Raw genomic sequence first — 23,988 nt, 5'->3', positions numbered from 1 at the left:
GATGCGCTACATTCTGGTCGTTGCCGTCGCCTTGTCCGTGCTGGTGCACGCCCTGGCCTTGTTCGGCATCGACTTCGGGATGTTCGGCGAACCGCCGGAAACGCCGCCGTTGCAGGCCGAGTTGCGGCGCCCGCCGCCGCTTCCGCCGCCACCTGCGCAGCCGGCTACGCCGCCGCCCGCGGCGAAGAAACCCCTTGTGCCGACCCCGGCGCCGGCGAGCGCGCCGCCGCCGGTCGTGCCGCCCAGTAGCGCCCCGGAAAACGCCTTGACGCCGGGCGAGCTGCTGCCGCCCGAGGTGACATCCTCGCCGGAGCCGCCAACTCCTGCCGTAACACCGCCGGTAGCCCCGGTGGCCCCGGTGCTGGCCGGCAGCGGCCGGCTGGCCTTCGTCGTCGTCAAGGATTCGCTCGGCATGCAGATCGGCCGCGCCGAGCATCGCTGGGAGTTTCCCGGCGACGGTACTTACCGTCTGCGAGCGATGATCGAGACCAGCGGCCTCGCCGCACTGTTCAAGCCGCTGCGCCAGGAACATGAAAGTCGCGGCCGGCTGGGGCCGGGCGGCTTGCAGCCGGAAAGCTTCCGCGTCCTGCGCAACGGCGTGTCGCGCGGCGAGGATGCCGATTTCGACTGGGCGACGCGCCAGGTCCGGCTGCAGCGCGACGGTAGCGTGCAGGCGCTGACGACCGGGAGCCAGGACCTGCTGTCGCTCAATTACCAGCTGGCCTACCTGGCGGCGCTGGAAAACGGCAGCAGCATCGGCGTCGTCACCGGCCGCAAGTACCAGCCCTACAGCCTCGATGCCTTCGGGGAAGAAACCATAGAAACGCCGGCCGGCAAGTTCCGCACCCTGCACCTGCGGGCCGCCGGCGACACCGTCACCGAAATCTGGATCGCCCTCGACCGCTGGCGACTCCCGGTTAAAATCCGTTTCACCGACAAGAAGGGCGACAGTTACGAATTGCGCGCCACCGAAATCGACGCCGCCCCGGAAAATAATCCTTGAAACCTCAGTTGACCGCTTGTCTCTCCTGGTGCCGCCGCATGAATGCCGACCGCCGCGTCTGCGCTACGACTTCCCCTTTGGGTGATGGCGCTACGCGGCCGCTGGCACGTCCGGACGGCTGCCCGGCTTTGTTGCTCCTCCTTGCAGGCATGAGCCTGCCGCGTCGTCGCTTCGCGCCGGCCATCCCGTCCAAACGCGCCATCGGCCGCGTCCAACTGAAGTTTCAAGGATCATGAAAGCCCGTTTCACACCCGCCCTGTTTGCCCACGCCGAGCAGTTGCTCGGCCAGTTGCTGCGTTTCGACCATCCGGCCGACGCCGTTGTTTCGCATTATTTCCGTGAGCACCGCCAGCTCGGCCACGCCGACCGCGCCTTCGTCGCCGAGACGGTGTTCGCCTTCCTGCGCCGTCGGCGCAGCCTGGACGCCCGCTGCGGCGAACGCCCCGACAACCGGCAGCGCCTGCTGGCGACGCTGGCCGTCGCCCGCGGCTGGAGCCAGCGCGAGCTGGCGCCGGTGCTGAAGGCGAGCGAGGAGGCCTGGCTGGCCGGCGTCAAGGCGGTGCGTGACGACGACCTGCCGCCGGCGGTGCGCTGCGACCTGCCGGACTGGCTGTACGAGCGCCTGCTCGCCCAGTACACCGACGAGGAAATCCGCGCCCTGGCCGCTGCCCTCAACCGGCCGGCGCCGCTCGATCTGCGCGTCAATACCCTGAAGACCGACCGTGAGCGCTTGCTCGCCCGGCTCGCCGCCGACGGTATCGGCGCCGCACACGGGCGCTGGTCGCCGCTGGCCGTGCGCCTGCGCGACAAGCCGGCGCTGGCGAAGACTCCGGCCTTCCTCGACGGCAGTTTCGAGGTCCAGGACGAGGGCAGCCAGTTGCTCGGCCTGCTGCTCGAGGCCAAGCGCGGCGAGATGGTCGTCGATTTCTGCGCCGGTGCCGGCGGCAAGACGCTGCTGCTCGGCGCGCAGATGAAGAACACCGGCCGTCTCTACGCCTTCGACGTTTCCGACAAGCGCTTGGCCAACCTGAAGCCGCGCCTGGCCCGTTCCGGGCTGTCCAATGTCCACCCGGTGCGCATCGAGCACGAGCGCGACCTGAAGGTCAAGCGCCTGGCCGGCAAGGCCGACCGCGTGCTGGTCGACGCGCCCTGTTCCGGGCTCGGCACGCTGCGCCGCAATCCCGACCTGAAATGGCGTCAGGACGCCGGCGCGGTCGCCGAACTGACCGCCAAGCAGGCCGCCATCCTGGCCTCGGCGGCAACCCTGGTACGGCCCGGCGGGCGCCTGGTGTACGCGACCTGCAGCCTGCTGCGCGAGGAAAACGCGGCAGTGGTCGAGGCCTTCCTCGCCGCCCATCCGGGCTTCGTCCTGGTGCCGGCGGACGGCGTGCTGGCGCGCTTCGGCATCGAACTGCCCGGCGCCATGCTGCAACTCTTGCCGCAGCAGCACGATACCGACGGTTTCTTCGCCGCCGTCATGGAGCGCCAGGCATGAACGATTCCGAAATCGCCTTCGGCAAGCTGATCGGTCACCTGCTCGAAGACTTCCACGAGCCCAGTTTCATCTGGCAGGTGGCGGCGCTGCTGAGCAGCCTCGGGCTGGCCTGGGGTATTGCCCGCTGGTGGCAGGCGAAGCATCCGCAGGAGGCGGGCTGGCATCTGCGCCAGGTCGGCAACCGGCTGGCTTTCCCGCTTTCCGGCATGCTGCTGACCGGCGTCGCGCTGCTGATCCTGAAGAATTTCTTCCCGGTCACCCTGCTCAAGCTGGCGCTCTCCCTGCTTGGCTCGATGGCGCTCGTGCGCGGCGTCGTCTTCGTGCTGCGCCAGGCCTTTCCCGGCGCCGGCTGGCTGGCCGCCTGGGAAAAGCTGATCGCCACCCTGGTCTGGGGCTGGCTGGCGCTCTACATCACCGATCTCGCGCCTTACGTGGTCGATGCGCTGGAGCAGGTCGATTTCAAGATCGGCAAGCAGCACCTCAACCTGTGGGTGATCTGCAGCGGCATCGTCACCGTCTTCCTGACCGTCGTCTTCGCCTTGTGGGTCGCCGGCGTCATCGAAGGGCGCCTGATGCGCATGCAGTCGCTCGACGGCAACCTGCGCATCGTCGGCGTGCGCGTCGCCAAGGCGCTGCTCACCGTGGTCGCCGTGCTGACCAGCCTGGCGCTGGTCGGCATCGACATGACGGCGCTCTCGGTGTTCACCGGGGCGCTCGGCGTCGGTCTCGGTTTCGGTCTGCAGAAGATCGCCAGCAACTACGTCTCCGGCTTCATCATCCTGCTCGACCGCTCGATCCGCATCGGCAACATCGTCCAGGTTGGCGCCGACAGCGGCACGGTCACCCAGATCACCACCCGCTACACGGTGTTGCGCCATGCCGGCGGTACCGAGTTCATCGTCCCCAACGAGACCCTGATCGGCAGCACGGTGCAGAACCAGACCTACTCCGACAACAGCATGCGTCTGGCGACGACGGTCGGCGTCGCCTACGACTGCGACCTCGAACTGGCGATGCGCCTGATGGTCGAATGCGCGCAGCGCCAGGAAAGGGTGCTCGCCGATCCGGCGCCGAGCGTGCTGCTCACCCAGTTCGCCGACAGCAGCATCAATCTCGAGCTGGGCTTCTGGGTCGCCGACCCGGAGAACGGCAAGATGAACGTCGTGTCGGTGATCAACCTCGACATTTGGCGCAGCTTCCGCCAGCACGGCGTGCAGATTCCCTTCCCGCAGCGCGAAGTCAGGCTGCTCGGCGGCGTTCCGCAGCAGGTTTCCTGATCCCCTTTGCCATGCCTTCGGGCTGGAATAATGTCGTTGACATTGCCGGTGGCGCGGCCTATTTTGCCTGGCTCTGAGAGGAACTTGGCGGAAAGGCGGGGGTTCGATGAAGGCAGCAAGTTCACTGGTCGGCATCCTGGTTGCGCTGGCGGCATCGACCGCGACGGCGCAGCAGGAAGACGCCGCAGGCAGCGCGCCGCCGCTGGTTGAAATCGCCGAAGCGCGCTGGTCGGCGGCGGTCGATCCGGGGTCGCGGCAGCCGGTCGCCCTCCCGAGCAATGCGCCGGCCCGCCGGCCGCTGGTGCTGTGGATGCGCCTGCGGGCGAGCGAGGCGGCGCTGGCCCGGCTCGAACAGGCGGGACGGCTGCCGATCCGCCACCGTTGGTTTCGCGAGAGTTTCGCCGGGGTGCAGGCCGAGGGGCAGACCGAGATGACCGATTCGATCGCCCTCAGCGCCGGCAGCCGCGAGCTGCTTGCCGCGCTGCGCCAGGAAGTCAGGGCGCGCGGCCATTTCGACTGGCGGACCTGGAGCGCCAAGGCGCGTCCCGGTCCCGGCCGGTGGAGCGTCGCCGTCGTCTATGCCGACCATACGCCGGTCCTGTGCGACGGCGGCAAGCCTTGTCGTTACTCGATCACGGTGAAATGAGATGACCCAGACCCCGCTCGTGAACACGGCATTGCGGCGCGCCATCGAAGAGGCCGACCTGTTGCTGGCCTACGCCGCCGAAAACGGCCTCGAACTCGACGAAGGCGTGCTGGCGACCATCGTTGCCGCCCGGCAACTGCCGGATGCGGCCACCGATGCGGCGGCGGTGGCGGCGACGACGCGTTTCTGGGAGGCCTACGGCAGCCTGGCCCGCGCTGTCCAGCCGGTGACTTCGGACAGCATCGAAGCGACGATGGGCCGCCAGGGGCGGCGCGGTGTCACTGGTCGTCTGCTCGACCGGCTCTTCGGCCCCAAATTGACGACGCACGCCGAGCGCAGCATCTATCGTTTCTCGCTGGGCTCCTTCGTGGTCCTCGTGCTGTTGCTGGCGGTGCAGATGTACTGGGTGATCGGCAACCGGCTCGAAGCCCAGGCGGCGCAACTGGTCGCCGAAGCCGAGCGGGTCGGCGAACGGCTGGCGACGCTGGGCAAGGCGCAGCTCGCCGACGACGACCGGGAACTCCTGAAACTCGAGGCGGCCGGTGAGCAGCTCAATCTCGATCTGGCGATCCGCGTCGCCGCCCTCGAACAGTGGAACGACATCTGGCGCGCGCTGGTGCCCGGCATCGCCCGGCGCAGCGCGGCGCTCGACGAGGCCGCCGGCAGTCCCTTCTCGACGATGCGCAAGGCCCGGCTGGAGGCCAGTCTGGCCAAGGAGTGCGTCGAACTCTACCTGCTGCCGCTGCTCTACGGCCTGCTCGGCAGTTGCCTGCACGTGCTGCGCACGCTGGCCGCCGGCATCGAGCGCCGTACCCACGTCGCCGGCCGCCTCTATCAGGTGCGCATCTACACCGGCGGACTGACCGGGCTGGTGATCGCCTGGTTCGGCGTCGGCGGCGATGCGACCAGTCCGCTCGCCTCGCTGACCCCGTTCGCGCTGGCCTTCCTTGCCGGCTACAGCGTCGAGCTGCTGTTCGCCTTCATGGACCGTCTGGTGTCGGCATTCGTCGGGCGCAGCGAGGCTTTGCCGGGGGCTGGCGGCAGCTCGCCGAAGTAAGCCGCAACAAGGGGTGTTGAGCGGCGGCCAGGGAGACGGTTTTTTACAATGTAAACGGATTGTGTTGTTAGTACCAACGGCATATACTCCCCGTAGAACTTTGATCTATCAGGACTTTTTATGCTGGCTGGGACGATGAACAAATTTCTCTTCCGGATCAGGACGCGCAACGGCGTCGTCGTCGACCATCTTTCCTTCTACGGGCGGGATGAGGACGAAGCGCGACGCAAGGTGGCGCAGATCTACAACCACTGCGAGGTGCTCGAATGCACGCAGCGGCGGGTCAGCATGAACGGCCGCCTGGGGACGGTCAATTACGAGAGTCTGGCGCTGCCGCTCAGCCTGTCGTGAGCGGCAGGCAGCCGCGTTCGGCCAGTTCGTCGAGCAGGCTGCGGTAGTCGTGGGCACCGGCGCTGGCGGCGTTGTGGCGGAAGACGTCCTGTTGTAGCGACGGGCTTTCGGCCACCGTCACATTTTCCGAAATCGCAATATCGAGGACGTCGTCGCCGTAGCGTTCGCACAGGCGCTGGCGCACGTCTTCGCTCATCCGCCGGCGGCGGTCGAAACGGGTCAGCAGGTAGAGCCGGGTGACGCGGCGCTTCATCACCGGTTCCAGGACTTCCAGCGTGCGCGTGATGTGCTCGGCGGCCTGCAGCGACAGGTAGTCGGTGGATACCGGGATGAGCAGCGTGTCGCAGGCGAAGATGGCGTTGAGCGCCAGGACGCCGATGTAGGGGCAGCAGTCGATCAGGCAGTGGCGGTCGGGATGGACCGCTTCCAGCGCGTCGAGGCCGTGGCGCAGCTTGTTGAGGACGGCCGGTCCCTTGCCGAAGATCGAGTCCACCTTGATCAACTGCTGGTGGGCTGGAATCAGTTGGCCAATGTGCTCCCACTCGACTTCGAGCGATTGCAGGGTCTGCTGGTCCTGGAAAAAGGCGAACAGGCTCTTCCCGGAGGCGAGCGGGATGTCGCCGTGAATACTGGAGAGATGGCCTTGCGGATCGAGATCGATGAGGAGCGGGGCGTTTCCCGAACGATGCAGGGCGGCCCCGAGGTTGAGCGCGGTGGTCGTTTTACCGACGCCGCCTTTCTGGTTGAAAATGGCGATTCGCATGGTGTGGCCGTTCTATACAAGGCGCTATTTTTCACTTAACATTCAGCTTTCTGCAACTCTTTCCGGATATTTTTGCCGGTCCGCGTTGCAATCGTTCCGGCGGCGATGGCCGCCGTTTTCGTTTTATGGGGTTTGCCTCATGTCGCATGTCATGAACACCTACGCCCGCCTGCCGGTGGCTTTCAGCCATGGCAAGGGCAGCCGGGTCACCGATACCGAGGGCCGCGAGTACCTGGACGCGCTCTCCGGAATCGCCGTCAATACCCTGGGCCACGCCCATCCCAAGCTGGTCGCGGCGATCGCCGAACAGGCCGGGCGCCTGATCCACACCTCCAACCTCTACGGCGTCACCGGCCAGGAAAAACTGGCCGACAAGCTGTGCGCGCTGTCCGGCATGCAGGAAGTGTTCTTCTGCAATTCCGGTTGCGAAGCCAACGAGGCGGCGATCAAGCTGGCGCGTTTCTACGGCCACAAGAAGGGCGTCGAGCTGCCGACCATCATCGTCATGGAAAAGTCCTTCCACGGGCGGACCATGGCGACCCTGTCGGCCACCGGCAACTACAAGGTGCAGGTCGGCTTCGAGCCGCTGGTCGCCGGCTTCGTCCGCGTTCCCTACGGCGATCTCGACGCCATCCGCGCGGTCGCCGAGCACAACCGCAACATCGTCGGCGTGATGCTGGAAGTGATCCAGGGCGAGGGCGGCATCCACCTGCGCGACGCGGCCTACTACCGCGGCGTGCGCGAGATCTGCGACGCCCACGAATGGCTGATGATCTGCGACGAAGTGCAGTGCGGCATGGGCCGCACCGGCAAGTGGTTCGGCTACCAGCAGGTCGGCGTCCAGCCGGACGTCGCGACGCTGGCCAAGGGCCTCGCTTCCGGCGTGCCGATCGGCGCCTGCATGGCCGGTGGCCGCGCCGCCGGGCTGTTCGGGCCGGGCAACCACGGCTCGACCTTCGGCGGCAACCCGCTCGCCTGCACGGCGGCGCTGACCACCCTCGACTGCATCGAGGAAGAAGGCCTGCTGGCCAACGCCGAACGCATCGGAGCGCTGATCCGCCAGGGCTTCGCCGAAGGCCTGGCCGGCACGGCTGGCGTCGTCGATATCCGCGGCCACGGCCTGATGATCGGCGTCGAGCTCGACCGTCCGTGCGGCGCGCTGGTCGCCCAGGGGCTGGCCGCCGGCCTGCTGATCAACGTCACCGGCGACACCGTGATCCGCCTGCTGCCGCCGCTCAACTTCAGCGAAGCCGACGCCCGCGAACTGGTGGCCCGCATGCTGCCGCTGATCAAGGCCTTCCTGGCGGGGTGAGACGATGGCGATCAAGCATTTCCTGCAATTCAAGGACTTCACCCGCGAAGAACACCAGTACGTCTTCGAGCGCACGCGCTGGATCAAGGACCAGTTCAAGTCCTACCAGAAGTACTGGCCGCTGACCGACCGCACGCTGGTGATGATCTTCGAGAAGGCGAGCACGCGCACCCGCCTGTCGTTCGAAGCCGGCGTGCAGCAGCTCGGCGGCTCGGCGATCTACCTGAATACCCGCGATTCCCAGCTCGGGCGCGGCGAGCCGGTCGAGGACGCGGCGCAGGTCATCTCGCGCATGAGCGACATCGTGATGATCCGCACCTTCGAGCAGGACATCATCGAACGCTTCGCCGCCAACTCGCGGGTGCCGGTGATCAACGGCCTGACCAACGAATACCACCCCTGCCAGATCCTCGCCGACATCTTCACCTACATCGAGCACCGCGGCTGCATCAGTGGCAAGACGGTGGCCTGGGTCGGCGACGCCAACAACATGTGCAACACCTGGCTGCAGGCCGCCGAAGTACTCGACTTCAAGGTCCATGTGTTAACGCCGCCCGGCTACGAATTGAACCCGGAGCTGATCGCTGGGGTCAACCCGTCGCGCTACGCGGTCTTCGCCGACCCGATGGACGCCTGCCGCGGTGCCGACCTGGTCACCACCGACGTATGGACGTCGATGGGCTACGAGGCCGAGAACGAAGCGCGCATGAAGGCCTTCGCCGACTGGTGCGTCAACGCCGAGATGATGGCGGTCGCCGATCCGAAGGCGCTGTTCATGCACTGCCTGCCGGCGCATCGCGGCGAGGAAGTGACGGCGGACGTCATCGACGGTCCGCAATCGGTGGTCTGGGACGAAGCGGAAAACCGCCTGCACGTCCAGAAGGCATTGATGGAATACCTGCTGCTCGGCCGTCTCAAGGTCTGAGCTGCATTGTCAAAACGTAACTGGAAAAGCAAATGAGCGACGTCAAGAAAGTGGTTCTCGCCTATTCGGGCGGTCTGGATACCTCGGTCATCCTCAAGTGGCTGCAGGACACCTATCAATGCGAAGTGGTGACCTTCACCGCCGACCTCGGTCAGGGCGAAGAGCTCGAGCCGGCGCGTGCCAAGGCGCTGAAGTTCGGCATCAAGCCGGAAAACATCTTCATCGACGACCTGCGCGAGGAATTCGTGCGCGACTTCGTCTTCCCGATGTTCCGCTGCAACACCGTTTATGAAGGCGAATACCTGCTCGGTACCTCGATCGCTCGCCCGCTGATCGCCAAGCGCCTGATCGACATCACCAACCTGACCGGCGCCGACGCCATCTCGCACGGCGCCACCGGCAAGGGCAACGACCAGGTCCGCTTCGAACTCGGCGCCTACGCGCTGAAGCCGGGCGTCAAGGTCATTGCGCCGTGGCGCGAATGGGACCTGCTGTCGCGCGAGAAGCTGCTCGCCTACGCCGAACGGCACGGCATCCCGGTCGAAATGAAGCACAAGCAGGGCGGTTCGCCGTACTCGATGGATGCCAACCTGCTGCACATCTCCTACGAAGGCCGTCACCTGGAAGACCCGGCGGCGGAAGCCGAGGAAAGCATGTGGCGGTGGACGGTATCGCCGGAAGCGGCGCCCGATGCGGCCGAATACCTCGACATCGAATACGAGAAGGGCGACATCGTTGCGCTCAACGGCGAACGCCTGAGCCCGGCCCAGGTGCTGACCAAGCTCAACCAGCTCGGCGGCAAGCACGGCATCGGCCGTCTCGACCTGGTCGAGAACCGCTACGTCGGCATGAAGTCGCGCGGCTGTTACGAAACCCCGGGCGGCACGATCATGCTGCGCGCCCACCGCGCCATCGAGTCGGTCACCCTCGACCGCGAAGTCGCCCACCTCAAGGACGACCTGATGCCGCGCTACGCCAGCCTGGTGTACAACGGCTACTGGTGGAGCCCGGAACGCGTCGCCCTGCAGACCCTGATCGACCACACCCAGCAGAACGTCAACGGCTTCGTCCGCCTCAAGCTGTACAAGGGCAACGTCATCGTCGTCGGCCGCGATTCGAAGACCGATTCGCTGTTCGACTCGACCATCGCCACCTTCGAGGACGACGCCGGCGCCTACGACCAGAAGGATGCCGGCGGCTTCATCAAGTTGAACGCGCTGCGCATGCGCATCGCCGCCAACCTGAAGGCGCGCAAGGGCGGTTGATCGGTGGAAGACACGCTGTTCGGCTTCAACGAGGAGCAGATCGCCGACTTCTTCTCGACCTGGGGAGTCGGTGCCTTCATCCTCTACATGCTGTTCATCATCGGCGAGATCGCCTGGCGGTCGAAGGCCGGCAAGACGGGGACCTTCGTCCTCTTCTTCGTCCTTTCCTTCGGCATGCTCGGCTTCATCGCCAAGTCAGTGATTCAAAAAATCTGGGGTATCTGAAATGTCGCAATACGACAACGTTTCCGTGGTCAAGCAGGCCAATGTTTATTTCGACGGCAAGTGCGTCAGCCATACCGTCATCCTCGCCGACGGCACCAAGAAGACGGTCGGCGTGATCCTGCCGGCCAGCCTGACCTTCAACACTGGCGCGCCGGAAATCATGGAAGGCGTCGGCGGTGCCTGCCGCGTCAAGCAGAAGGGCGAGAGCGAGTGGAAAACCTACGGCGCCGGTGAGTCGTTCAACGTGCCGGGCAATTCCAGCTTCGAGATCGCCTGCGACGAGCCCTATCACTACGTCTGCCACTTCGGTTGAGCCACCATGCCATCCTTTGACTTCACCTCCGAAGCCGACATGGTGGCATTGAAGAATGCCGTCGATGTCGCATCGCGCCAGATCGAAAATCGCTACGATTTCAAGGGCACCTCGGCCAAGGTCGAGTTGAACGAGAAGGACAAGGCGATCACGCTGTGGGGCGATTCCGAGTTCCAGCTCGACCAGATCAAGGACCTGCTTTTCCCGGCCATGGAAAAGAAGGAAAAGGACAGCGTCAAGCGGCTCGATATGCAGAAGATCCAGAGCGTTTCCGGCAACAAGTCGAAGCAGGAAATGAAGATCCGCGACGGCATCGACAGCGAACTCGCCAAGAAGATCGTCAAGCTGATCAAGGACGCCAAGCTCAAGGCGCAGGCCTCGATCCAGGGCGACGCGGTGCGCGTTTCCGGCAAGAAGATCGACGAGTTGCGCGAGGCGATCGCGCTGGTCCGCTCGAAGATCACCGACTTCCCGATCAAGGACGGCAACTACCGCGATTGATCGCCGGCAGCGGACCCGCACAGGGCGGCCTCGGCCGCCCGCTTGCGTTTACCGGCGCAGGTTGGCGATCCAGGCAGTGTAGAGCTGGTCGGACAGCGCGCGCATCGCCGGCAGGCGTTCGCCGACCTGGCCGTTCATGTCTTCCGGCGTCTGCACGCTCGGCAGGTCGCCGACGGCCAGTGCCTCGTCGGCCCACTGGTCGGCCCAGGTGGCGATCATCTCCGGCGTCATCTCGACGTGGCACTGCATGCCCAGGTGCGGGCCGAGCACGTACATCTGGTTGGCGCAGTAGGCGTTGGCGAACAGCCGGCTGGCGCCGGGCGGGATGCTGAAGGTCTCGCCGTGCCATTGGAAGACGGTGTTCGCCCGGCCGGCGAAGTCGCCCAGCCAGCGGCGGGCGATGGCGTTGTCCTCGGCCAGCGCCTCGCCCCAGCCGATTTCCTTGACCGGGTTCTTCGTCACCTGGCCGCCGAGCGCCTTGCTGATCAATTGGCCGCCCAGGCAATGGCCGATCACCGGAATGTCGCGGGCGACGGCGTCGCGGATCAGGGCGCAGATGGGTTCGATCCAGGGCAGCGGGTCATTGACGCTCATCGGCCCGCCCATGAAGCAGAGGCCGGCGAAATCTTCGCCGCTGGCGGGCACCGGTTCACCCTCGTCGACGGCGATCAATTTCCATGGAATCCCTTGTCGCTCAAGGAATATGGCAAAATAGCCCGGACCTTCGGTGGGGGAGTGACGAAAGATGGCAACGGGTTTCATGGCGGTACTCGCAAGGTGTTTCCGGATGCCGCATTTTACGCTGGCATGCCTGGGCTGTCTGAGCTCCGTTGCCCTGGCGCAGGAGGTCGGCCTGGCCGGGGTCATCGGCAGCAAGGCGCTGCTCATGATCAACGGCGCGCCGCCGCGGGCGGTGCCGGTCGGCAGCACGGTCAACGGGATCAAGGTGCTGTCGGTGCAGGGCGACCAGGCGGTGATCGAGATGGGCGGCCGCAAGCGTCCCTTGCGCGTCGGCCAGCATGCGGTCGGTGTCGCTGCCGACGGCGCCGGCGAGAAGATCGTCCTGACCGCCGACGGTCAGGGGCATTTCGTCACCCTCGGGACGATCAACGGCGCTTCCGTGCGCTTCCTGGTCGATACCGGGGCGAGCATGATCTCGCTTGGCGCCAGCGACGCGCGGCGCATGGGACTGGATTTCAACCGGGGTCAGAAGGGGGTTTCGCAGACCGCCAACGGCCAGACCACGATCAGCGTGGTCAAGCTGGACAGCGTGCGCGTCGGTGGCGTCACGCTGCACCAGGTTGACGCGGCGATCCACCAACATGACCTGCCGATTGCCCTGCTCGGGATGAGTTTCCTCAACCGGATGGAAATGCAGCGCGACGGCAGTACGATGACGCTGAAAAAGCGCTACTAGGAGAGAGAAACCATGCCACAACAGGCAAACGAGATCGCGCTGCTGCGCGAGGAACTGGAAATGCTGATGGGCGAACGTCAGGCGCTGCTGCGCGTGGTCGGCGCCAGCGCCGCGCTGATCGCTTCGCTCGACAGCAAGCGCCTGCCGGTGGCTGCCGTCGAGGCGGCGGACATGGTCGCCACCAGCATCAACGGCTTGAGCGAGGAAACCCTGCAGGATGCGCTGTCGGCGGTTCATGCCGAAATCGAGGAGGATTCGGCCGGCGCATGAGCATCGACCTGGAAAGCTTGCGGCGCAGCCTGCTGGAGAACCCACCGGCGGGCGAGGCGGTGGTCGAGGACGGCGCGGCGAGCGGCAAGCTGACGCCGGCCGCGGTGCTTTTTCCGATCGTCCGGCGCGCCGCCGGTCATACCGTGCTGCTCACGCAGCGCACCGCCCATCTGCGCGATCACGCCGGCCAGGTCAGTTTTCCCGGCGGGCGGGTCGAGGCGGCTGACGCTTCGCCGCTGGAAACCGCGCTCCGTGAAACCGAAGAGGAGATCGGCCTCGCCCGGCGTCACATCGAGGTCCTCGGCTACCTGCCGGAGTACCGCACCGGGACTGGGTTCTGCGTCGTGCCGGTGGTCGCCGCGGTAACCCCGCCCTTCGACCTGGCGCCCGATCCTTTCGAGGTCGCCGAAATTTTTGAAGTACCGCTTGCCTTCCTGCTCGACCACGCCAATCACCAGCGGCATTCGGTGCATCTGCGCGGCGCGCTGCGCCATTACTATGCCATGCCCTACGCCGGACATTTCATCTGGGGGGCGACCGCCGGCATGATCCGTTCGCTGAGCGAAAGGCTTGTGGTATCTTGACTCCGATACGAAGAAACATGGCAGTTGATTGCCGCCTTGCCCCATGAGCCTCCTTTCGCTGATCGCCGTTTTCCTGATCGAGCAGTTCAAGCCGCTGGACTACCGGCGCGTCGTTGCGACGCCGCTCGAGGCCTGGGCCGATTTCATCGAATCGCGCTTCAACGCCGGCGCCCGCCACCACGGGATCGGTGCCTGGCTGATCGCGGTCGCCCTGCCGGTGCTGCTGCTGGCCGGGCTGTATTACGCGTGCTACGCGGTGAGCCCGCTGCTCGCCTGGTTGCTCAATGTCGGCGTGCTCTACCTGACCATGGGCTTTCGCCAGTTCAGCCACCATTACACCGAAATCCAGCTGGCCTTGCGTCTGGGCGATCTCGAGCGCGCCCGCCAACTGCTCGGCGAATGGCAGGACCGGCCGACGCAGGGCTTGAGCGCGCGCGAGGTGGCGCGGCTGTCGATCGAGGGCGCGTTGGCCGCCTCGCACCGCCATGTCTTCGCCGTCCTGCTCTGGTTCGTGCTGCTGCCGGGGCCATGCGGCGCGCTGCTCTATCGCCTGGCGCTGATCGTGCGCGAGCGTTGGACAGTGCTCGGCGGCGCGGCGCATAATGAGTTCGTAACATTCGCCCGGCAGGCTTTCGCCCTGATCGACTGGTTGCCGTTACGGACGACGGCCTCGGCCTTCGCCGTCGTCGGCGATTTCGAGGATGCCGTGCATTGCTGGCGGACGCAGCCGGCACTGTGGCCGGACCGCGATCTCGGCATCGTGCTGGCAAGCGGGGCGGGGGCGCTCGGTGTGCAGTTGGGCGGCTCGGTGGTGGACGAAGGCGAGGTTTCCGACCGGGCCGAACTCGGCCTGGGCGAACCGGCCGACGTCGATTTCATGCAGAGCGCCGTCGGTCTCGTCTGGCGGGCGACGGTGTTGTGGGTGTTGTTGCTCTTTTTGTTGGGGCTGGCCAATCTGGCGGGCTGAAAATAATTTTTAAGAGGAGTTCTACATGAGCAGAGAAGTTGTTGTCCTGAGCGCAGTCCGTTCCCCGATTGGCGCCTTTGGCGGTTCCCTCGCCGATTTCGATACCAGCGAACTGGCCGGCATCGTGATGAAGGAAGCGATCGCCCGTTCCGGCGTCGATCCGCAACAGATCAACTACGTCACCGTCGGCACCACGATGCCGACCGACTCCCGTTATGCCTACGCTTCGCGCGTCGCCTCGATCCAGGCCGGCCTGCCGATGGAATCGGTGGCCATGCAGGTTTCCCGCCTGTGCGCTTCCGGCCTCCAGGGCATCGTCACCACCGCCCAGAACATCATGTTGAACGATGCCGACTACGGTATCGGCGGTGGCGTCGAAGTCATGTCGAAGGCCGCCTACCTGATGCCGACGCTGCGTTCCGGCGCGCGCATGGGCGACACCAAGGCGGTCAACTCGATGGTCGCCGTCCTCACCGACCCGTTTGGCGTCGGCCACATGGGCATCACCGCCGAAAACCTGGCGGAAAAGCATGGCATCACCCGTGAAGCGCAGGATGCCTTCGCCGTCGAATCGCAGCGTCGTGCCGCTGCCGCCATCGACGCCGGCTACTTCCAGTCGCAGATCGTTCCCATCGTCAAGCAGACGCGCAAGGGCGAAGTCGTCTTCGACACCGACGAGCACCCGAAGCGCGGCACGACGATGGAAAGCCTGGCCAAGATGAAGCCGGCGTTCAAGAAGGACGGTACGGTCACCGCCGGTAACGCTTCCGGCATCAACGACGGCGCTGCCTTCTTCGTGCTCGCCGCCGCCGACGTTGCCGCCAAGGCCGGCTACAAGGCGCGTGCCCGCATCGCCGGTTATGCCGTTGCCGGTGTGCCGAACGACATCATGGGCGAAGGCCCGATCCCGGCGACCAAGCTGGCGCTGAAGAAGGCCGGCCTGACGCTCGATCAGATGGACGTCATCGAATCGAACGAAGCCTTCGCCGCCCAGGCCCTCTCGGTGTCCAAGGTGCTCGGCCTCGACCCGGCGAAGACCAACCCGAACGGCGGTGCCATTGCTCTCGGCCACCCGGTCGGCTGCTCCGGCGCCTTCATCGCCACCAAGGCCCTTTATGAACTGGAACGCATCGGCGGCAAGTACGCGCTGGTCACCATGTGCATCGGCGGCGGCCAGGGCATTGCGGTCATCCTCGAACGCGCCTGACCGACCCGTTGCAACATCCTGAAAATCGCCGGCAGACGCCGGCGATTTTTTTTGCACCAGCTTGAATTGGCATGGCACCACATTGGGGCGGTACTTTGCGCTGCCTTTTGCCAACTCACTGATTCGATGCCATTTTGGGGCGTGGCATGGATTCTGCTGAAAGTTCTTCGAGAGCATCCTCAGTGACGAGTCCAACATGAACTTCTATAACGAGATGTATGACGCCAACGGCGGCGTCCGGGAGCACTACAAGGGATACGAGGCCTGGCTGCAGGCGACGCCGCCCGAGCGCATCGAGCGCAAGCGCGCCGAGGCCGACCTGGCCTTTCACCGCGTCGGCATCACCTTTGCCGTCTATGGCGAGGAGGCCGGCAAGGAGCGCCTGATTCCCTTCGACATCATTCCGCGCATCATCCCGGCGGCAGAGTGGAAGGCGCTGGAGCGCGGCATGCGCCAGCGGGTGCGGGCGCTCAACATGTTCCTGTGGGACATCTACCACGACCAGGAAATCCTCAAGGCCGGCAAGATCCCGGCCGAGCAGGTGCTCAACAATGCCCAGTACCGCGCCGTGATGCAGGGCGTCGATGTGCCCGCCGGCATCTATGCGCACATTGCCGGGGTCGACGTGGTGCGCGCCGGCGCCGGCGAGTTCTACGTGCTCGAAGACAACCTGCGCGTACCGTCGGGTGTTTCCTACATGCTCGAAGACCGCAAGATGATGATGCGGCTCTTCCCGGAGTTGTTCGCCCGGCACAAGGTGGCGCCGGTCCAGCACTACCCGGACATGCTGCTGGAAAAACTGCGCGCTGTCGCGCCGCAGGGCATCGCCGACCCGACGGTGGTCGTGCTGACCCCGGGCGCCTACAACAGCGCCTATTTCGAGCACAGCTTCCTGGCCCAGCAGATGGGCGTCGAGCTGGTCGAGGGGCGCGATCTCTTCGTCAAGAACGACACCGTGTACATGCGCACGACGCAGGGGCCGCAACGGGTCGACGTGATCTACCGGCGGATCGACGACGACTTCATGGACCCGCTCGCCTTCCGTGCCGATTCGGCGCTCGGCGTGCCCGGCATCCTGAAGGCCTACCAGGCCGGCAACGTCACCCTGTCGAACGCGATCGGCACCGGCGTCGCCGACGACAAGTCGATCTATCCCTACGTACCGGAGATGATCCGCTTCTACCTCGGCGAAGAGCCGCGCCTGAACAACGTGCCGACCTACATGTGCCGCAAGCCGGACGAGCTCGCCTACGTGCTCGATCACCTGGCCGAGCTGGTGGTCAAGGAAGTGCATGGTGCCGGCGGCTACGGCATGCTGGTCGGCCCGGCCTCCACCAAGGAGCAGATCGAGAAGTTCCGCCAGTTGCTGCTCGCCAAGCCGGAGGGCTACATCGCCCAGCCGACGCTGGCGCTGTCCAACTGCCCGACCTTCGTCGAGGCCGGCATCGCGCCGCGTCACCTCGACCTGCGCCCCTTCGTGCTGTCCTCGGGCAAGTGCGTGAACATGGTGCCCGGCGGCCTGACCCGGGTTGCGCTGACCGAGGGCTCGCTCGTCGTCAATTCGTCGCAGGGCGGCGGCACCAAGGATACCTGGGTTCTGGAGGATGAATCATGCTGAGCCGTACCGCCGATCACCTGTTCTGGATGTCGCGCTACATCGAGCGCGCCGAGAACCTTGCCCGCCTGCTCAACGTCACCTGGCAGATGTCGCTGGTGCCGCAGTCCGAAGGCGCAACCAACCAGAGCTGGGCCGCGATCATCGCCTTGAACAGCCTCGAGGAGGCCTACGCCGCCAAGTACGACACGGTCACCGGCGAGAACGTGCTGCGCTTCATGGTCAGCGACCCGGACAATTTCTCGTCGATCTTCAGCTGCCTGCGCCTGGCCCGCGAGAACGCGCACGCCGTGCGTGGCACGCTGACCACGGAAATGTGGGAGACGATGAACTCGACCTGGCTGGAAGCCCGTGAAAAGAGCTTCGAGCAGATTGCCAACGCCGGCATCGGCGAGTTCTTCGAGTGGGTCAAGATGCGTTCCTCGCTGTCGCGCGGCACCACGCTGGGCACCTTGCTGCAGGACGAGGCCTTCCACTTCATCCGTCTCGGCACGCTGCTCGAACGCGCCGACAACACGGCGCGCATTCTCGACGTCAAGTACCACGTGCTGCGTCCGCACGGCGAGGAAGAGGAGGCGACCGACTTCTACCAGTGGGGCGCGCTGCTCCGCTCGGTGTCCGGCTTCGAGGTCTATCGCAAGGTCTACCGCGACGTCATCACGCCGGAGCGGGTCGCCGAACTGCTCATCCTCAACAGCGACATGCCGCGCTCCCTGCGCTTTTGCCTCAGTGGCGTGGTCAAGAACCTGGAGCTAGTTGCCAACAGCCATTCCGGCGAGACCCTGCGCCAGGCCGGCCAGCTCTACTCGCAACTGCGTTACGGCCGCATCGACGACCTGCTGGAAGGCGGCCTGCACGAATGGCTGACCGACTTCATGGACCGCATCTACCTGATCGGCGACGGCATCAGCAAGGACTTCCTGGTGCCGATGAGCGAGGCGGCCTGAGTTTCGGCCGGCTTCACTGCCGGCCGAGCATCGCCAGCGCCAGCGCTTCGGCGACCTTGATTCCGTCCACGCCGGCCGACAGGATACCGCCGGCGTAGCCGGCGCCTTCGCCGGCCGGGTAGAGGCCGCGCGTGTTGATGCTCTGGTAGTCGTCGCCGCGCTTGATGCGCAGCGGCGACGAGGTGCGCGTCTCGACCCCGGTGAGCAGCGCGTCGGCCATCGCGAAGCCCTTGATCTGCCGGTCGAAGGCGGGGATCGCCTCGCGCAGCGCGTCGATCACGAAAGCCGGCGCGCATTGGGCGAGGTCGGTCAGGTGTACGCCCGGCTGGTACGACGGCTCGACGCTGCCGAGCGCGGTCGACGGGCGGCCGGCGAGGAAATCGCCGACCCGCTGCGCCGGCGCGTCGTAGCTGCTGCCGCCGGCGATGAAGGCCTGGCTTTCCCAGTGGCGCTGGAAGTCGATGCCGGCCAGCGGGTTCTGCCGGTAATCGCCGGGGAAGTCTTCCGGTTCGACATTGACCACCAGCGCCGAGTTGGCGTTGCGCTCGGCGCGCGAATACTGGCTCATGCCGTTGGTGACGACGCGCCCCGGTTCGGACGTCGCGGCGACCACCTGGCCGCCCGGGCACATGCAGAAGCTGTAGGCGGCGCGGCCGTTGGCGCAGTGATGCACCAGCTTGTAGTCGGCGGCGCCGAGTAGTTCGTTGCCGGCGTTGGGGCCGAAGCGGGCCTTGTCGATCAGCGTCTGCGGATGCTCGATGCGGAAACCGATGGCGAAGGGCTTGGCTTCGACATAGACGCCCTCGGCGTGCAGCATCTCGAAGGTGTCGCGGGCGCTGTGGCCGATCGCCAGCACGACGTGGCGGCTGGCGATGCGTTCGCCGCCAGCCAGTTCGACGCCGGTGACCTGGCGGTTCTCGGTGAACAGGCGCTCGACGCGGGCGCCGAAGCGGATTTCGCCGCCCAGTTCGCGGATCGTCGCGCGCATGTTCTCGACCATCTTGACCAGGCGGAAGGTGCCGATGTGCGGCTTGCTCAGGTAGAGGATCTCCTCCGGCGCGCCGGCCTTGACGAACTCGGTCATCACCTTGCGGCCGAGGAAATTCGGGTCCTTGATCTGGCTGTACAGCTTGCCGTCGGAGAAGGTGCCGGCGCCGCCCTCGCCGAACTGGACGTTGGATTCCGGGTCGAGCTGGTGCTTGCGCCACAGGCCCCAGGTGTCCTTGGTCCGCTCGCGCACCGCCTTGCCGCGCTCCAGCAGGATCGGCCGGAAGCCCATCTGCGCCAGCAGCAGCCCGGCCATCAGGCCGCACGGACCCATGCCGATGATCACCGGGCGCTCGTTCAGCCCGGCGGGGGCGTGGGCGACGAAGTGGTAATCCATGTCCGGCGTCGGCACGAGATGGCGGTCATCGGCCAGGCGGGCGGCGACGGCGGCCTCGTCGCGCAGTTCGACGTCGATCTGGTAGATGAGGACGATCGCCGATTTCTTGCGCGCGTCGTGGCTGCGCTTGACGATGCGGAAATCGAGCAACGCCGCGTCTTCGATCCCCAGGCGGGCGCACAGGGCGGGCCGCAGCGCGCCCGGCGGATGGTCGAGCGGCAGCTTGAGTTCGGTCAGGCGGAGCATGGTTTCAGCGCGTCTTGAACGGCTTGTGGCAGTCCTGGCAACTGGCGTACACCGCGTCGTAGGCGGTCTGGATGCGCGCCTGGTCCTTGCTCTGCGCGGCGGCCAGCAGTTCGTCGGTGCTCTTCAGGAAAATGTCGCGCTGCTGCGCGAAACGGTCCGGCTCCTGCCAGACCAGCGGCGTCGCCTTGGTCGGCGGGTAATTGGTGTCGGCGCCGAAATGCGCCCAGGGGCCGTCGCGCTTCTCGTGCAGCGCGCTGGCCAGGCGCAGGAACTTTTCTTCCTCGTAGCGTTTTCCGCGCAGCATCACGCCCATCGGCTCGAAGACCTTGATGATTTCCTTGAACGCGGTCTGCCGGGTCTTGACCGGCTGGCCGGGGCGGGTGTCCTCGGCTTCGCCGCAGGCGGCGAGGAGAAGGGCGGAAAGCAGGGCGGCGGTAAGGGTCCGGGAAAGACGCATGGCGGTACGGGGATGGCTTTGACGAAGGCCGGATTATACCCGCCGCCGGGCGTGCCGCCGGCCTACCAGGCGCGGGCGCCCTGCAGGTAGTTGCGCAGGGGCGCCGTGCGCGGCGTTGTCGACTCGCCGGACGCGGCGGCCGCTGCCGCCGGGGCTGCGCTCGGCACCCTGGCTGCCGGCAGCAGCAGGTCGCGCAACTGCAGGAGCTGGACCAGGAGTTCCTCGTCCTCGGCCGCTTCCTCGATTTCGGCCAGCCGCTGCCGGGCGTAGCCGGGGTCGCGGGTGAGGCGTTCGAGGTCGACGGTCTGGCCCAGCGTGCGCTTGACCTGCAGCTTGAAGCGGGCGAGTCGCTGCGCGGTTTCCATCGTCTTGTCCATGCGCTGTTCTCCTGTTCTGGTCTGGCAGTCCCGTTGGGGGCGGGGTGTTCGGAGATTAGCGAGATTCGTGCCGGTTGCGGCGCTGCAGCAAGGGGCCTGAAAAATCAGCGGTTTGCCGTAAAAACCCTTGTCTGGCAAAGGTCTTGACGAGTCACGATGGTGCGCGGAAGAGCCGCTTTCGGCTGTTTTTGGTGCGCTGCGAAACGGTGTTCAGAGCATGCCGCGCTCGCGGATGAAGGCGATGATCGTCGCCAGCCCCTCGCCGGTCTTCAGGTTGCTGAAAACGAAGGGGCGCTCGCCGCGCTGCGCCTTCGCGTCGTGTGCCATGACCTCCAGAGAGGCGCCGACCAGCGGCGCGAGGTCGATCTTGTTGATCACCAGCAGGTCGGACTTGGTGATGCCGGGGCCGCCCTTGCGCGGGATCTTCTCGCCGGCGGCGACGTCGATGACGTAGATGGTGAGGTCGGAGAGTTCCGGCGAGAAGGTCGCCGCCAGATTGTCGCCGCCGGATTCGACGAGGATCAGCTCGACGCCGGGAAAGGCACGCTGCAGGCGGTCGACGGCCTCGAGATTGATCGACGCATCCTCGCGGATCGCCGTGTGCGGGCAGCCGCCGGTTTCGACGCCGATGATGCGTTCCGGCGCCAGCGCCGAGTGATTGACCAGGAACTTGGCGTCCTCGGCGGTGTAGATGTCGTTGGTGACCACGGCCATGTCGATCTGTTCGCGCAGGGCCTGGCACAGCGCCAGGGTCAGGGCGGTCTTGCCGGAACCGACGGGGCCGCCGATGCCGACTCTGAGGGCTTGTTTGCTCATGTTTTTCCTAGGATCTGAAGAGACGGGAATACTGGGTTTCGTGGCGCGCGCTGGCGATCGCGAAGGCCGGCGTGAAGTTCGACCAGGCGGCTTCGGGCAGGGTCAGGGCGCTTTCCGCGATTGCCGGAAGACGGGCGCCGAGATCGGCGAGCAGGCGCTGGCCGGCGGCCTGGCCGAGCGGCACCGCCTTCAACGCGGCCATCACCTGGTTTTCCGCCCATGACCACAGGTAAGCGGTCAGTGCCGCTGCCGGGTCTAGCTTCCAGGCGGCGGCGATGCCGGCCCAGACGGTGGGAAAGGCGACTTCGGGCTGCGCTTCGACGACGGCGCCAACGCCGGCCAGCGACTCGTCGCGCAGGTCGCGCAGCAGGCGGCGCAGCGAAAAGCCCATCTGCGCCGTTTCGGCGCGCAGCTCGGCGGTTTCGCGGCTGGCCAGGAAATCGCCGTCGAGGCGCCGCACTTCGTCGGTGTCGCCGTTTGTCCAGGCCGTGATCAGCGCCGCCACCAGCGGCGCCTCGTAACGGCCGATGCCGTGCGCGAGCAGGTCGGCAAGCCAGCGGCCGGCGCCGGCCTCGTTGCTGATGACGCCGGATTCGACCGCCCATTCGAGTCCCTGCGAATAGGTGTAGGCGCCGACCGGCAGTGCCGGGCTGGCGAGTTGCAGCAGGCGGGCGAGTTGCAGCGAGGGCAGGGCGGGCGTCATGGCGGCATTGTCTCCCGGCTGCCGTCGCCGGCCAATACGCAGTTGTGCGCAGGCAGACCAGGGCGGTGTTGTGGAAGGCGGGAATGCCCTGTTCGGTGTCGGCGGCGATCTCGCCCGGCGACAGCGCGCCGAACTGCGGCGCGGCGCCGGCTTTGCGCTGCAGTTCCGCCAGTTCGAGGCTGGCACCGGCGGCGAAATGCAGGCGCCGGCCGGCGCAGTAGAAGGTGAGCGGCGGGCTGGCCGACCCGGCGCCGGGTCGGGTTGGCGACGCTGCTCCAGGGGCGTTTCGCGGTGGGGTGGGAAAAATCGAACCGGTAATTCTAAGTTATTGTTTCTGCGTTGCTATGCGGCAAATTGCCGCATCACCTGGTGCGACAATTTGTCACTTCTCCTGGCCGGAACCTTTCTCCAGAATCCGCCTCGCGCCGTTGTGGCGTGCTTTATCCGAGTGACCCGAGCGGCCCGTCTAGAGGCCTGCGGGTCAGGGGTGCCAAGAGGGGTTTGCCGATGTCTTTGTTTTTCCCGCAGGGCCGGGGGGCGCCGGGCGGGCTGCGGTCCGCGGGGGGCGTGGGCTCCGCCATTCTGGTGCACGGCATCCTGTTTGCGCTGATCGCCTTCGGGGCGACGCAGGGCGAGCGCATCATCGAAGCGGCGAAGCCGATCGCCGTGCGCCTGCTCAACGAGGCGGCGCCGACGCCGCCGCAACCGCTGCCGCCAGCACCGCCCAAGGTGACGCGGCCTACCGTCAAACCAGTAGCGCAGCCGGTGCTGGCCGCCGCGCCGGCGCCCGCTGCGACCAGCACTTTCGTCGTCGCCGAGCAGCCGGTCGCCACCCCGGCGCCGGTCCAGGCGCCGCCGGCCCCGGCCGCGCCGGCCCTGGTCGAGGCCCGTTTCGACGCCGATTACCTGTCCAACCCGAAGCCGCCGTACCCGGCCGCGTCGCGCCGTCTGGGCGAGACCGGCACCGTGCATCTGCGCGTCCATGTCAGCGCCAGCGGCGAGGCGATCAAGGTCCAGCTCAAGAAGAGCAGCGGCTTCGAGCGCCTCGACAACTCGGCGCTGGAAACCGTCGCCCGCTGGCGCTTCGTTCCCGCCCGCCGGGGCGACGAGGCGGTTGCCGCCTGGGTCGTCGTGCCAATCGTATTTGAGCTTTCTTAAAAAAGGAGTCCTCGATGGGGATCATGCATTTCTGGAACCAGGGCGACTGGGTGACCCACGGCATCGCCATCCTGCTGGCGATACTGTCGGTCCTCAGCTGGATGATCATCGGCAGCCGTTTCTTTGCCCAGTTGCGCGTCAACCGCGGCATCGAGCGCGCTTTCGACGCCTTCTGGGACGCGCCCAGCCTGGCCAGCGGCGTCGCCGCCATCGGCGAACAGGACAAGAGCGGCATCTTCGCCGGCATGGCACAGACCGCGGCGCAGGTGATGGAAGCGCACGAGCGGCGCCAGGGGCAGAGTATCGGCAGCGGTGTCTCGCACAGCGAAACGCTGACCCGGGCGCTGCGCAACTACATGGTGCACGCCCAGGCGCGCAACGAATCGGGGCTGACCCTGCTCGCCTCGGTCGGCTCCACCGCCCCCTTCATCGGCCTGTTCGGCACCGTCTGGGGCATCTACCACGCGCTGGTCGGCCTTTCCGGCGCCACCCAGGTGGTGCTCGACAAGGTCGCCGGGCCGGTCGGCGAAGCCCTGATCATGACCGCCGCCGGCCTCTTCGTGGCGATTCCCGCCGTGCTCGCCTACAACGCACTGAGCCGCGCCAACCGGCTGGTCACCGCCTACCTCGACGGCTTCGCCCACGACCTGCACGCCTACCTGACCACCGGCACCCGCATTACGCTGGCGCGGGCGGCCTGAGGAGCG

The 23,988-nt window shown here is 66.4% G+C and carries 28 protein-coding genes; 21 read left to right on the top strand and 7 right to left on the bottom strand.

Annotated elements, in window-relative coordinates; genetic code table 11:
* Position 1 precedes the first annotated feature (1 nt).
* The 6 genes from AC0KWY_RS08030 (at position 2) to AC0KWY_RS08005 (ending at position 5,829) form a co-directional block, all read left to right on the top strand.
* Positions 2-1,003, top strand: coding sequence for a DUF3108 domain-containing protein (locus AC0KWY_RS08030; protein WP_474029114.1), 1,002 nt, complete (start codon positions 2-4; stop codon positions 1,001-1,003).
* A 232-nt stretch (positions 1,004-1,235) separates the two neighbouring features.
* Positions 1,236-2,498, top strand: a complete 1,263-nt coding sequence (locus AC0KWY_RS08025) for an RsmB/NOP family class I SAM-dependent RNA methyltransferase (RefSeq protein ID WP_474029113.1) — start codon at positions 1,236-1,238, stop codon at positions 2,496-2,498.
* The gene (locus AC0KWY_RS08020) at positions 2,495-3,775 is read left to right on the top strand and encodes a mechanosensitive ion channel family protein (protein WP_474029112.1); all 1,281 of its coding nucleotides are present in this window, start codon (positions 2,495-2,497) and stop codon (positions 3,773-3,775) included. The genes AC0KWY_RS08025 and AC0KWY_RS08020 overlap by 4 nt, the downstream gene beginning before the upstream one ends.
* 106 nt (positions 3,776-3,881) lie before the next feature.
* Positions 3,882-4,421 carry a hypothetical protein gene (locus tag AC0KWY_RS08015; protein WP_474029111.1) on the top strand — a complete coding sequence of 180 codons (540 nt, stop codon included), beginning with the start codon at positions 3,882-3,884 and terminating at the stop codon, positions 4,419-4,421.
* Between the two features lies 1 nt (position 4,422).
* Complete coding sequence (locus AC0KWY_RS08010; protein ID WP_474029110.1) at positions 4,423-5,478, top strand: hypothetical protein; 1,056 nt, start codon at positions 4,423-4,425, stop codon at positions 5,476-5,478.
* A gap of 135 nt (positions 5,479-5,613) precedes the next feature.
* The gene (locus AC0KWY_RS08005) at positions 5,614-5,829 is read left to right on the top strand and encodes a hypothetical protein (protein ID WP_416694053.1); all 216 of its coding nucleotides are present in this window, start codon (positions 5,614-5,616) and stop codon (positions 5,827-5,829) included.
* Here the strand turns inward: AC0KWY_RS08005 and AC0KWY_RS08000 are convergent.
* On the bottom strand, positions 5,816-6,592 hold the full coding sequence (locus tag AC0KWY_RS08000) for a ParA family protein (protein ID WP_474029109.1): 777 nt from the start codon (positions 6,590-6,592) through the stop codon (positions 5,816-5,818). The two genes, AC0KWY_RS08005 and AC0KWY_RS08000, sit on opposite strands and share 14 nt — an antisense overlap.
* Before the next feature lie 139 nt (positions 6,593-6,731).
* Between AC0KWY_RS08000 and AC0KWY_RS07995 the strand changes: the two genes are divergently transcribed.
* Genes AC0KWY_RS07995 through AC0KWY_RS07970 form a run of 6 tightly spaced genes read left to right on the top strand, consistent with a single transcriptional unit; the run spans position 6,732 to position 11,133 of the window.
* The gene (locus tag AC0KWY_RS07995; protein WP_474029108.1) at positions 6,732-7,904 is read left to right on the top strand and encodes an acetylornithine/succinylornithine family transaminase; all 1,173 of its coding nucleotides are present in this window, start codon (positions 6,732-6,734) and stop codon (positions 7,902-7,904) included.
* A 4-nt stretch (positions 7,905-7,908) separates the two neighbouring features.
* The gene (argF, locus tag AC0KWY_RS07990) at positions 7,909-8,829 is read left to right on the top strand and encodes an ornithine carbamoyltransferase (RefSeq protein ID WP_474029107.1); all 921 of its coding nucleotides are present in this window, start codon (positions 7,909-7,911) and stop codon (positions 8,827-8,829) included.
* 32 nt (positions 8,830-8,861) lie between these two features.
* A complete protein-coding gene (locus AC0KWY_RS07985; RefSeq protein ID WP_474029106.1) occupies positions 8,862-10,094 on the top strand; it encodes an argininosuccinate synthase in 1,233 nt (410 codons plus the stop codon).
* 3 nt (positions 10,095-10,097) lie between these two features.
* Positions 10,098-10,319 carry a DUF2788 domain-containing protein gene (locus tag AC0KWY_RS07980; RefSeq protein ID WP_474029105.1) on the top strand — a complete coding sequence of 74 codons (222 nt, stop codon included), beginning with the start codon at positions 10,098-10,100 and terminating at the stop codon, positions 10,317-10,319.
* A gap of 1 nt (position 10,320) precedes the next feature.
* Positions 10,321-10,632 carry a pyrimidine/purine nucleoside phosphorylase gene (gene ppnP, locus AC0KWY_RS07975; protein WP_474029104.1) on the top strand — a complete coding sequence of 104 codons (312 nt, stop codon included), beginning with the start codon at positions 10,321-10,323 and terminating at the stop codon, positions 10,630-10,632.
* A 6-nt stretch (positions 10,633-10,638) separates the two neighbouring features.
* Positions 10,639-11,133, top strand: coding sequence for a YajQ family cyclic di-GMP-binding protein (locus AC0KWY_RS07970; protein WP_474029103.1), 495 nt, complete (start codon positions 10,639-10,641; stop codon positions 11,131-11,133).
* Positions 11,134-11,181: 48 nt separating this feature from the next.
* Here AC0KWY_RS07970 and AC0KWY_RS07965 read toward each other — a convergent pair whose 3' ends face one another.
* A complete protein-coding gene (locus tag AC0KWY_RS07965; protein ID WP_474029102.1) occupies positions 11,182-11,805 on the bottom strand; it encodes a type 1 glutamine amidotransferase in 624 nt (207 codons plus the stop codon).
* A 115-nt stretch (positions 11,806-11,920) separates the two neighbouring features.
* On the opposite strand from AC0KWY_RS07965, the gene AC0KWY_RS07960 reads away from it, so the two are divergent.
* The 7 genes from AC0KWY_RS07960 (at position 11,921) to AC0KWY_RS07930 (ending at position 18,140) form a co-directional block, all read left to right on the top strand.
* Positions 11,921-12,550, top strand: coding sequence for a retropepsin-like aspartic protease family protein (locus AC0KWY_RS07960; RefSeq protein WP_474029101.1), 630 nt, complete (start codon positions 11,921-11,923; stop codon positions 12,548-12,550).
* 12 nt (positions 12,551-12,562) lie between these two features.
* Entirely contained in the window at positions 12,563-12,820 is a 258-nt protein-coding gene (locus tag AC0KWY_RS07955) for a hypothetical protein (protein ID WP_474029100.1), read from the top strand.
* Positions 12,817-13,404, top strand: coding sequence for a CoA pyrophosphatase (locus AC0KWY_RS07950; RefSeq protein ID WP_474029098.1), 588 nt, complete (start codon positions 12,817-12,819; stop codon positions 13,402-13,404). The genes AC0KWY_RS07955 and AC0KWY_RS07950 overlap by 4 nt, the downstream gene beginning before the upstream one ends.
* Before the next feature lie 43 nt (positions 13,405-13,447).
* The gene (locus AC0KWY_RS07945) at positions 13,448-14,371 is read left to right on the top strand and encodes a CobD/CbiB family protein (protein WP_474029097.1); all 924 of its coding nucleotides are present in this window, start codon (positions 13,448-13,450) and stop codon (positions 14,369-14,371) included.
* A 25-nt stretch (positions 14,372-14,396) separates the two neighbouring features.
* On the top strand, positions 14,397-15,578 hold the full coding sequence (locus AC0KWY_RS07940) for an acetyl-CoA C-acyltransferase family protein (RefSeq protein ID WP_474029096.1): 1,182 nt from the start codon (positions 14,397-14,399) through the stop codon (positions 15,576-15,578).
* A gap of 196 nt (positions 15,579-15,774) precedes the next feature.
* Positions 15,775-17,196 carry a circularly permuted type 2 ATP-grasp protein gene (locus AC0KWY_RS07935; protein ID WP_474029095.1) on the top strand — a complete coding sequence of 474 codons (1,422 nt, stop codon included), beginning with the start codon at positions 15,775-15,777 and terminating at the stop codon, positions 17,194-17,196.
* Positions 17,190-18,140: an alpha-E domain-containing protein gene (locus tag AC0KWY_RS07930; RefSeq protein ID WP_474029094.1), complete on the top strand. Its 951-nt coding sequence runs from the start codon at positions 17,190-17,192 to the stop codon at positions 18,138-18,140. The genes AC0KWY_RS07935 and AC0KWY_RS07930 overlap by 7 nt, the downstream gene beginning before the upstream one ends.
* Positions 18,141-18,153: 13 nt before the next feature.
* Here the strand turns inward: AC0KWY_RS07930 and AC0KWY_RS07925 are convergent, their stop codons facing one another.
* The 5 genes from AC0KWY_RS07925 to AC0KWY_RS07905 form a co-directional block, all read right to left on the bottom strand.
* Positions 18,154-19,770, bottom strand: a complete 1,617-nt coding sequence (locus AC0KWY_RS07925; protein WP_474029093.1) for an NAD(P)/FAD-dependent oxidoreductase — start codon at positions 19,768-19,770, stop codon at positions 18,154-18,156.
* A 4-nt stretch (positions 19,771-19,774) separates the two neighbouring features.
* Positions 19,775-20,227 carry a c-type cytochrome gene (locus AC0KWY_RS07920; protein WP_474029091.1) on the bottom strand — a complete coding sequence of 151 codons (453 nt, stop codon included), beginning with the start codon at positions 20,225-20,227 and terminating at the stop codon, positions 19,775-19,777.
* Between the two features lie 62 nt (positions 20,228-20,289).
* A complete protein-coding gene (locus tag AC0KWY_RS07915) occupies positions 20,290-20,604 on the bottom strand; it encodes a hypothetical protein (RefSeq protein WP_474029090.1) in 315 nt (104 codons plus the stop codon).
* A gap of 210 nt (positions 20,605-20,814) precedes the next feature.
* The gene (gene ureG / locus AC0KWY_RS07910) at positions 20,815-21,420 is read right to left on the bottom strand and encodes an urease accessory protein UreG (protein ID WP_474029089.1); all 606 of its coding nucleotides are present in this window, start codon (positions 21,418-21,420) and stop codon (positions 20,815-20,817) included.
* A gap of 7 nt (positions 21,421-21,427) precedes the next feature.
* Positions 21,428-22,123, bottom strand: a complete 696-nt coding sequence (locus AC0KWY_RS07905; protein ID WP_474029088.1) for an urease accessory protein UreF — start codon at positions 22,121-22,123, stop codon at positions 21,428-21,430.
* 567 nt (positions 22,124-22,690) lie between these two features.
* Here AC0KWY_RS07905 and AC0KWY_RS07900 point away from each other — a divergent pair.
* Both AC0KWY_RS07900 and AC0KWY_RS07895 read left to right on the top strand, forming a co-directional pair.
* Positions 22,691-23,281 (top strand): energy transducer TonB, encoded by a 591-nt coding sequence (locus tag AC0KWY_RS07900; RefSeq protein WP_474029086.1) that lies wholly within the window; start codon positions 22,691-22,693, stop codon positions 23,279-23,281.
* A gap of 14 nt (positions 23,282-23,295) precedes the next feature.
* Positions 23,296-23,982, top strand: coding sequence for a MotA/TolQ/ExbB proton channel family protein (locus AC0KWY_RS07895; protein WP_474029085.1), 687 nt, complete (start codon positions 23,296-23,298; stop codon positions 23,980-23,982).
* Positions 23,983-23,988 lie beyond the last annotated feature (6 nt).

This window comes from Azonexus sp. MM2026_4 (assembly GCF_055901855.1).
The sequence above is the reverse complement of the archived record's forward strand: the minus strand, read 5'-3'. Positions and strand labels throughout refer to the sequence as shown.

What these genes read in the sequence shown, in the direction of transcription:
- AC0KWY_RS08030 (WP_474029114.1), top strand. Translation starts at nt 2, where the DNA reads ATGCGCTACATTCTGGTCGTTGCCGTCGCCTTGTCCGTGCTGGTGCAC.
- AC0KWY_RS08025 (WP_474029113.1), top strand. Translation starts at nt 1,236, where the DNA reads ATGAAAGCCCGTTTCACACCCGCCCTGTTTGCCCACGCCGAGCAGTTG.
- AC0KWY_RS08020 (WP_474029112.1), top strand. Translation starts at nt 2,495, where the DNA reads ATGAACGATTCCGAAATCGCCTTCGGCAAGCTGATCGGTCACCTGCTC.
- AC0KWY_RS08015 (WP_474029111.1), top strand. Translation starts at nt 3,882, where the DNA reads ATGAAGGCAGCAAGTTCACTGGTCGGCATCCTGGTTGCGCTGGCGGCA.
- AC0KWY_RS08010 (WP_474029110.1), top strand. Translation starts at nt 4,423, where the DNA reads ATGACCCAGACCCCGCTCGTGAACACGGCATTGCGGCGCGCCATCGAA.
- AC0KWY_RS08005 (WP_416694053.1), top strand. Translation starts at nt 5,614, where the DNA reads ATGAACAAATTTCTCTTCCGGATCAGGACGCGCAACGGCGTCGTCGTC.
- AC0KWY_RS08000 (WP_474029109.1), bottom strand. Translation starts at nt 6,592, where the DNA reads ATGCGAATCGCCATTTTCAACCAGAAAGGCGGCGTCGGTAAAACGACC.
- AC0KWY_RS07995 (WP_474029108.1), top strand. Translation starts at nt 6,732, where the DNA reads ATGTCGCATGTCATGAACACCTACGCCCGCCTGCCGGTGGCTTTCAGC.
- argF (WP_474029107.1), top strand. Translation starts at nt 7,909, where the DNA reads ATGGCGATCAAGCATTTCCTGCAATTCAAGGACTTCACCCGCGAAGAA.
- AC0KWY_RS07985 (WP_474029106.1), top strand. Translation starts at nt 8,862, where the DNA reads ATGAGCGACGTCAAGAAAGTGGTTCTCGCCTATTCGGGCGGTCTGGAT.
- ppnP (WP_474029104.1), top strand. Translation starts at nt 10,321, where the DNA reads ATGTCGCAATACGACAACGTTTCCGTGGTCAAGCAGGCCAATGTTTAT.
- AC0KWY_RS07970 (WP_474029103.1), top strand. Translation starts at nt 10,639, where the DNA reads ATGCCATCCTTTGACTTCACCTCCGAAGCCGACATGGTGGCATTGAAG.
- AC0KWY_RS07960 (WP_474029101.1), top strand. Translation starts at nt 11,921, where the DNA reads ATGCCGCATTTTACGCTGGCATGCCTGGGCTGTCTGAGCTCCGTTGCC.
- AC0KWY_RS07955 (WP_474029100.1), top strand. Translation starts at nt 12,563, where the DNA reads ATGCCACAACAGGCAAACGAGATCGCGCTGCTGCGCGAGGAACTGGAA.
- AC0KWY_RS07950 (WP_474029098.1), top strand. Translation starts at nt 12,817, where the DNA reads ATGAGCATCGACCTGGAAAGCTTGCGGCGCAGCCTGCTGGAGAACCCA.
- AC0KWY_RS07945 (WP_474029097.1), top strand. Translation starts at nt 13,448, where the DNA reads ATGAGCCTCCTTTCGCTGATCGCCGTTTTCCTGATCGAGCAGTTCAAG.
- AC0KWY_RS07940 (WP_474029096.1), top strand. Translation starts at nt 14,397, where the DNA reads ATGAGCAGAGAAGTTGTTGTCCTGAGCGCAGTCCGTTCCCCGATTGGC.
- AC0KWY_RS07935 (WP_474029095.1), top strand. Translation starts at nt 15,775, where the DNA reads ATGAACTTCTATAACGAGATGTATGACGCCAACGGCGGCGTCCGGGAG.
- AC0KWY_RS07930 (WP_474029094.1), top strand. Translation starts at nt 17,190, where the DNA reads ATGCTGAGCCGTACCGCCGATCACCTGTTCTGGATGTCGCGCTACATC.
- AC0KWY_RS07925 (WP_474029093.1), bottom strand. Translation starts at nt 19,770, where the DNA reads ATGCTCCGCCTGACCGAACTCAAGCTGCCGCTCGACCATCCGCCGGGC.
- AC0KWY_RS07920 (WP_474029091.1), bottom strand. Translation starts at nt 20,227, where the DNA reads ATGCGTCTTTCCCGGACCCTTACCGCCGCCCTGCTTTCCGCCCTTCTC.
- AC0KWY_RS07915 (WP_474029090.1), bottom strand. Translation starts at nt 20,604, where the DNA reads ATGGACAAGACGATGGAAACCGCGCAGCGACTCGCCCGCTTCAAGCTG.
- ureG (WP_474029089.1), bottom strand. Translation starts at nt 21,420, where the DNA reads ATGAGCAAACAAGCCCTCAGAGTCGGCATCGGCGGCCCCGTCGGTTCC.
- AC0KWY_RS07905 (WP_474029088.1), bottom strand. Translation starts at nt 22,123, where the DNA reads ATGACGCCCGCCCTGCCCTCGCTGCAACTCGCCCGCCTGCTGCAACTC.
- AC0KWY_RS07895 (WP_474029085.1), top strand. Translation starts at nt 23,296, where the DNA reads ATGGGGATCATGCATTTCTGGAACCAGGGCGACTGGGTGACCCACGGC.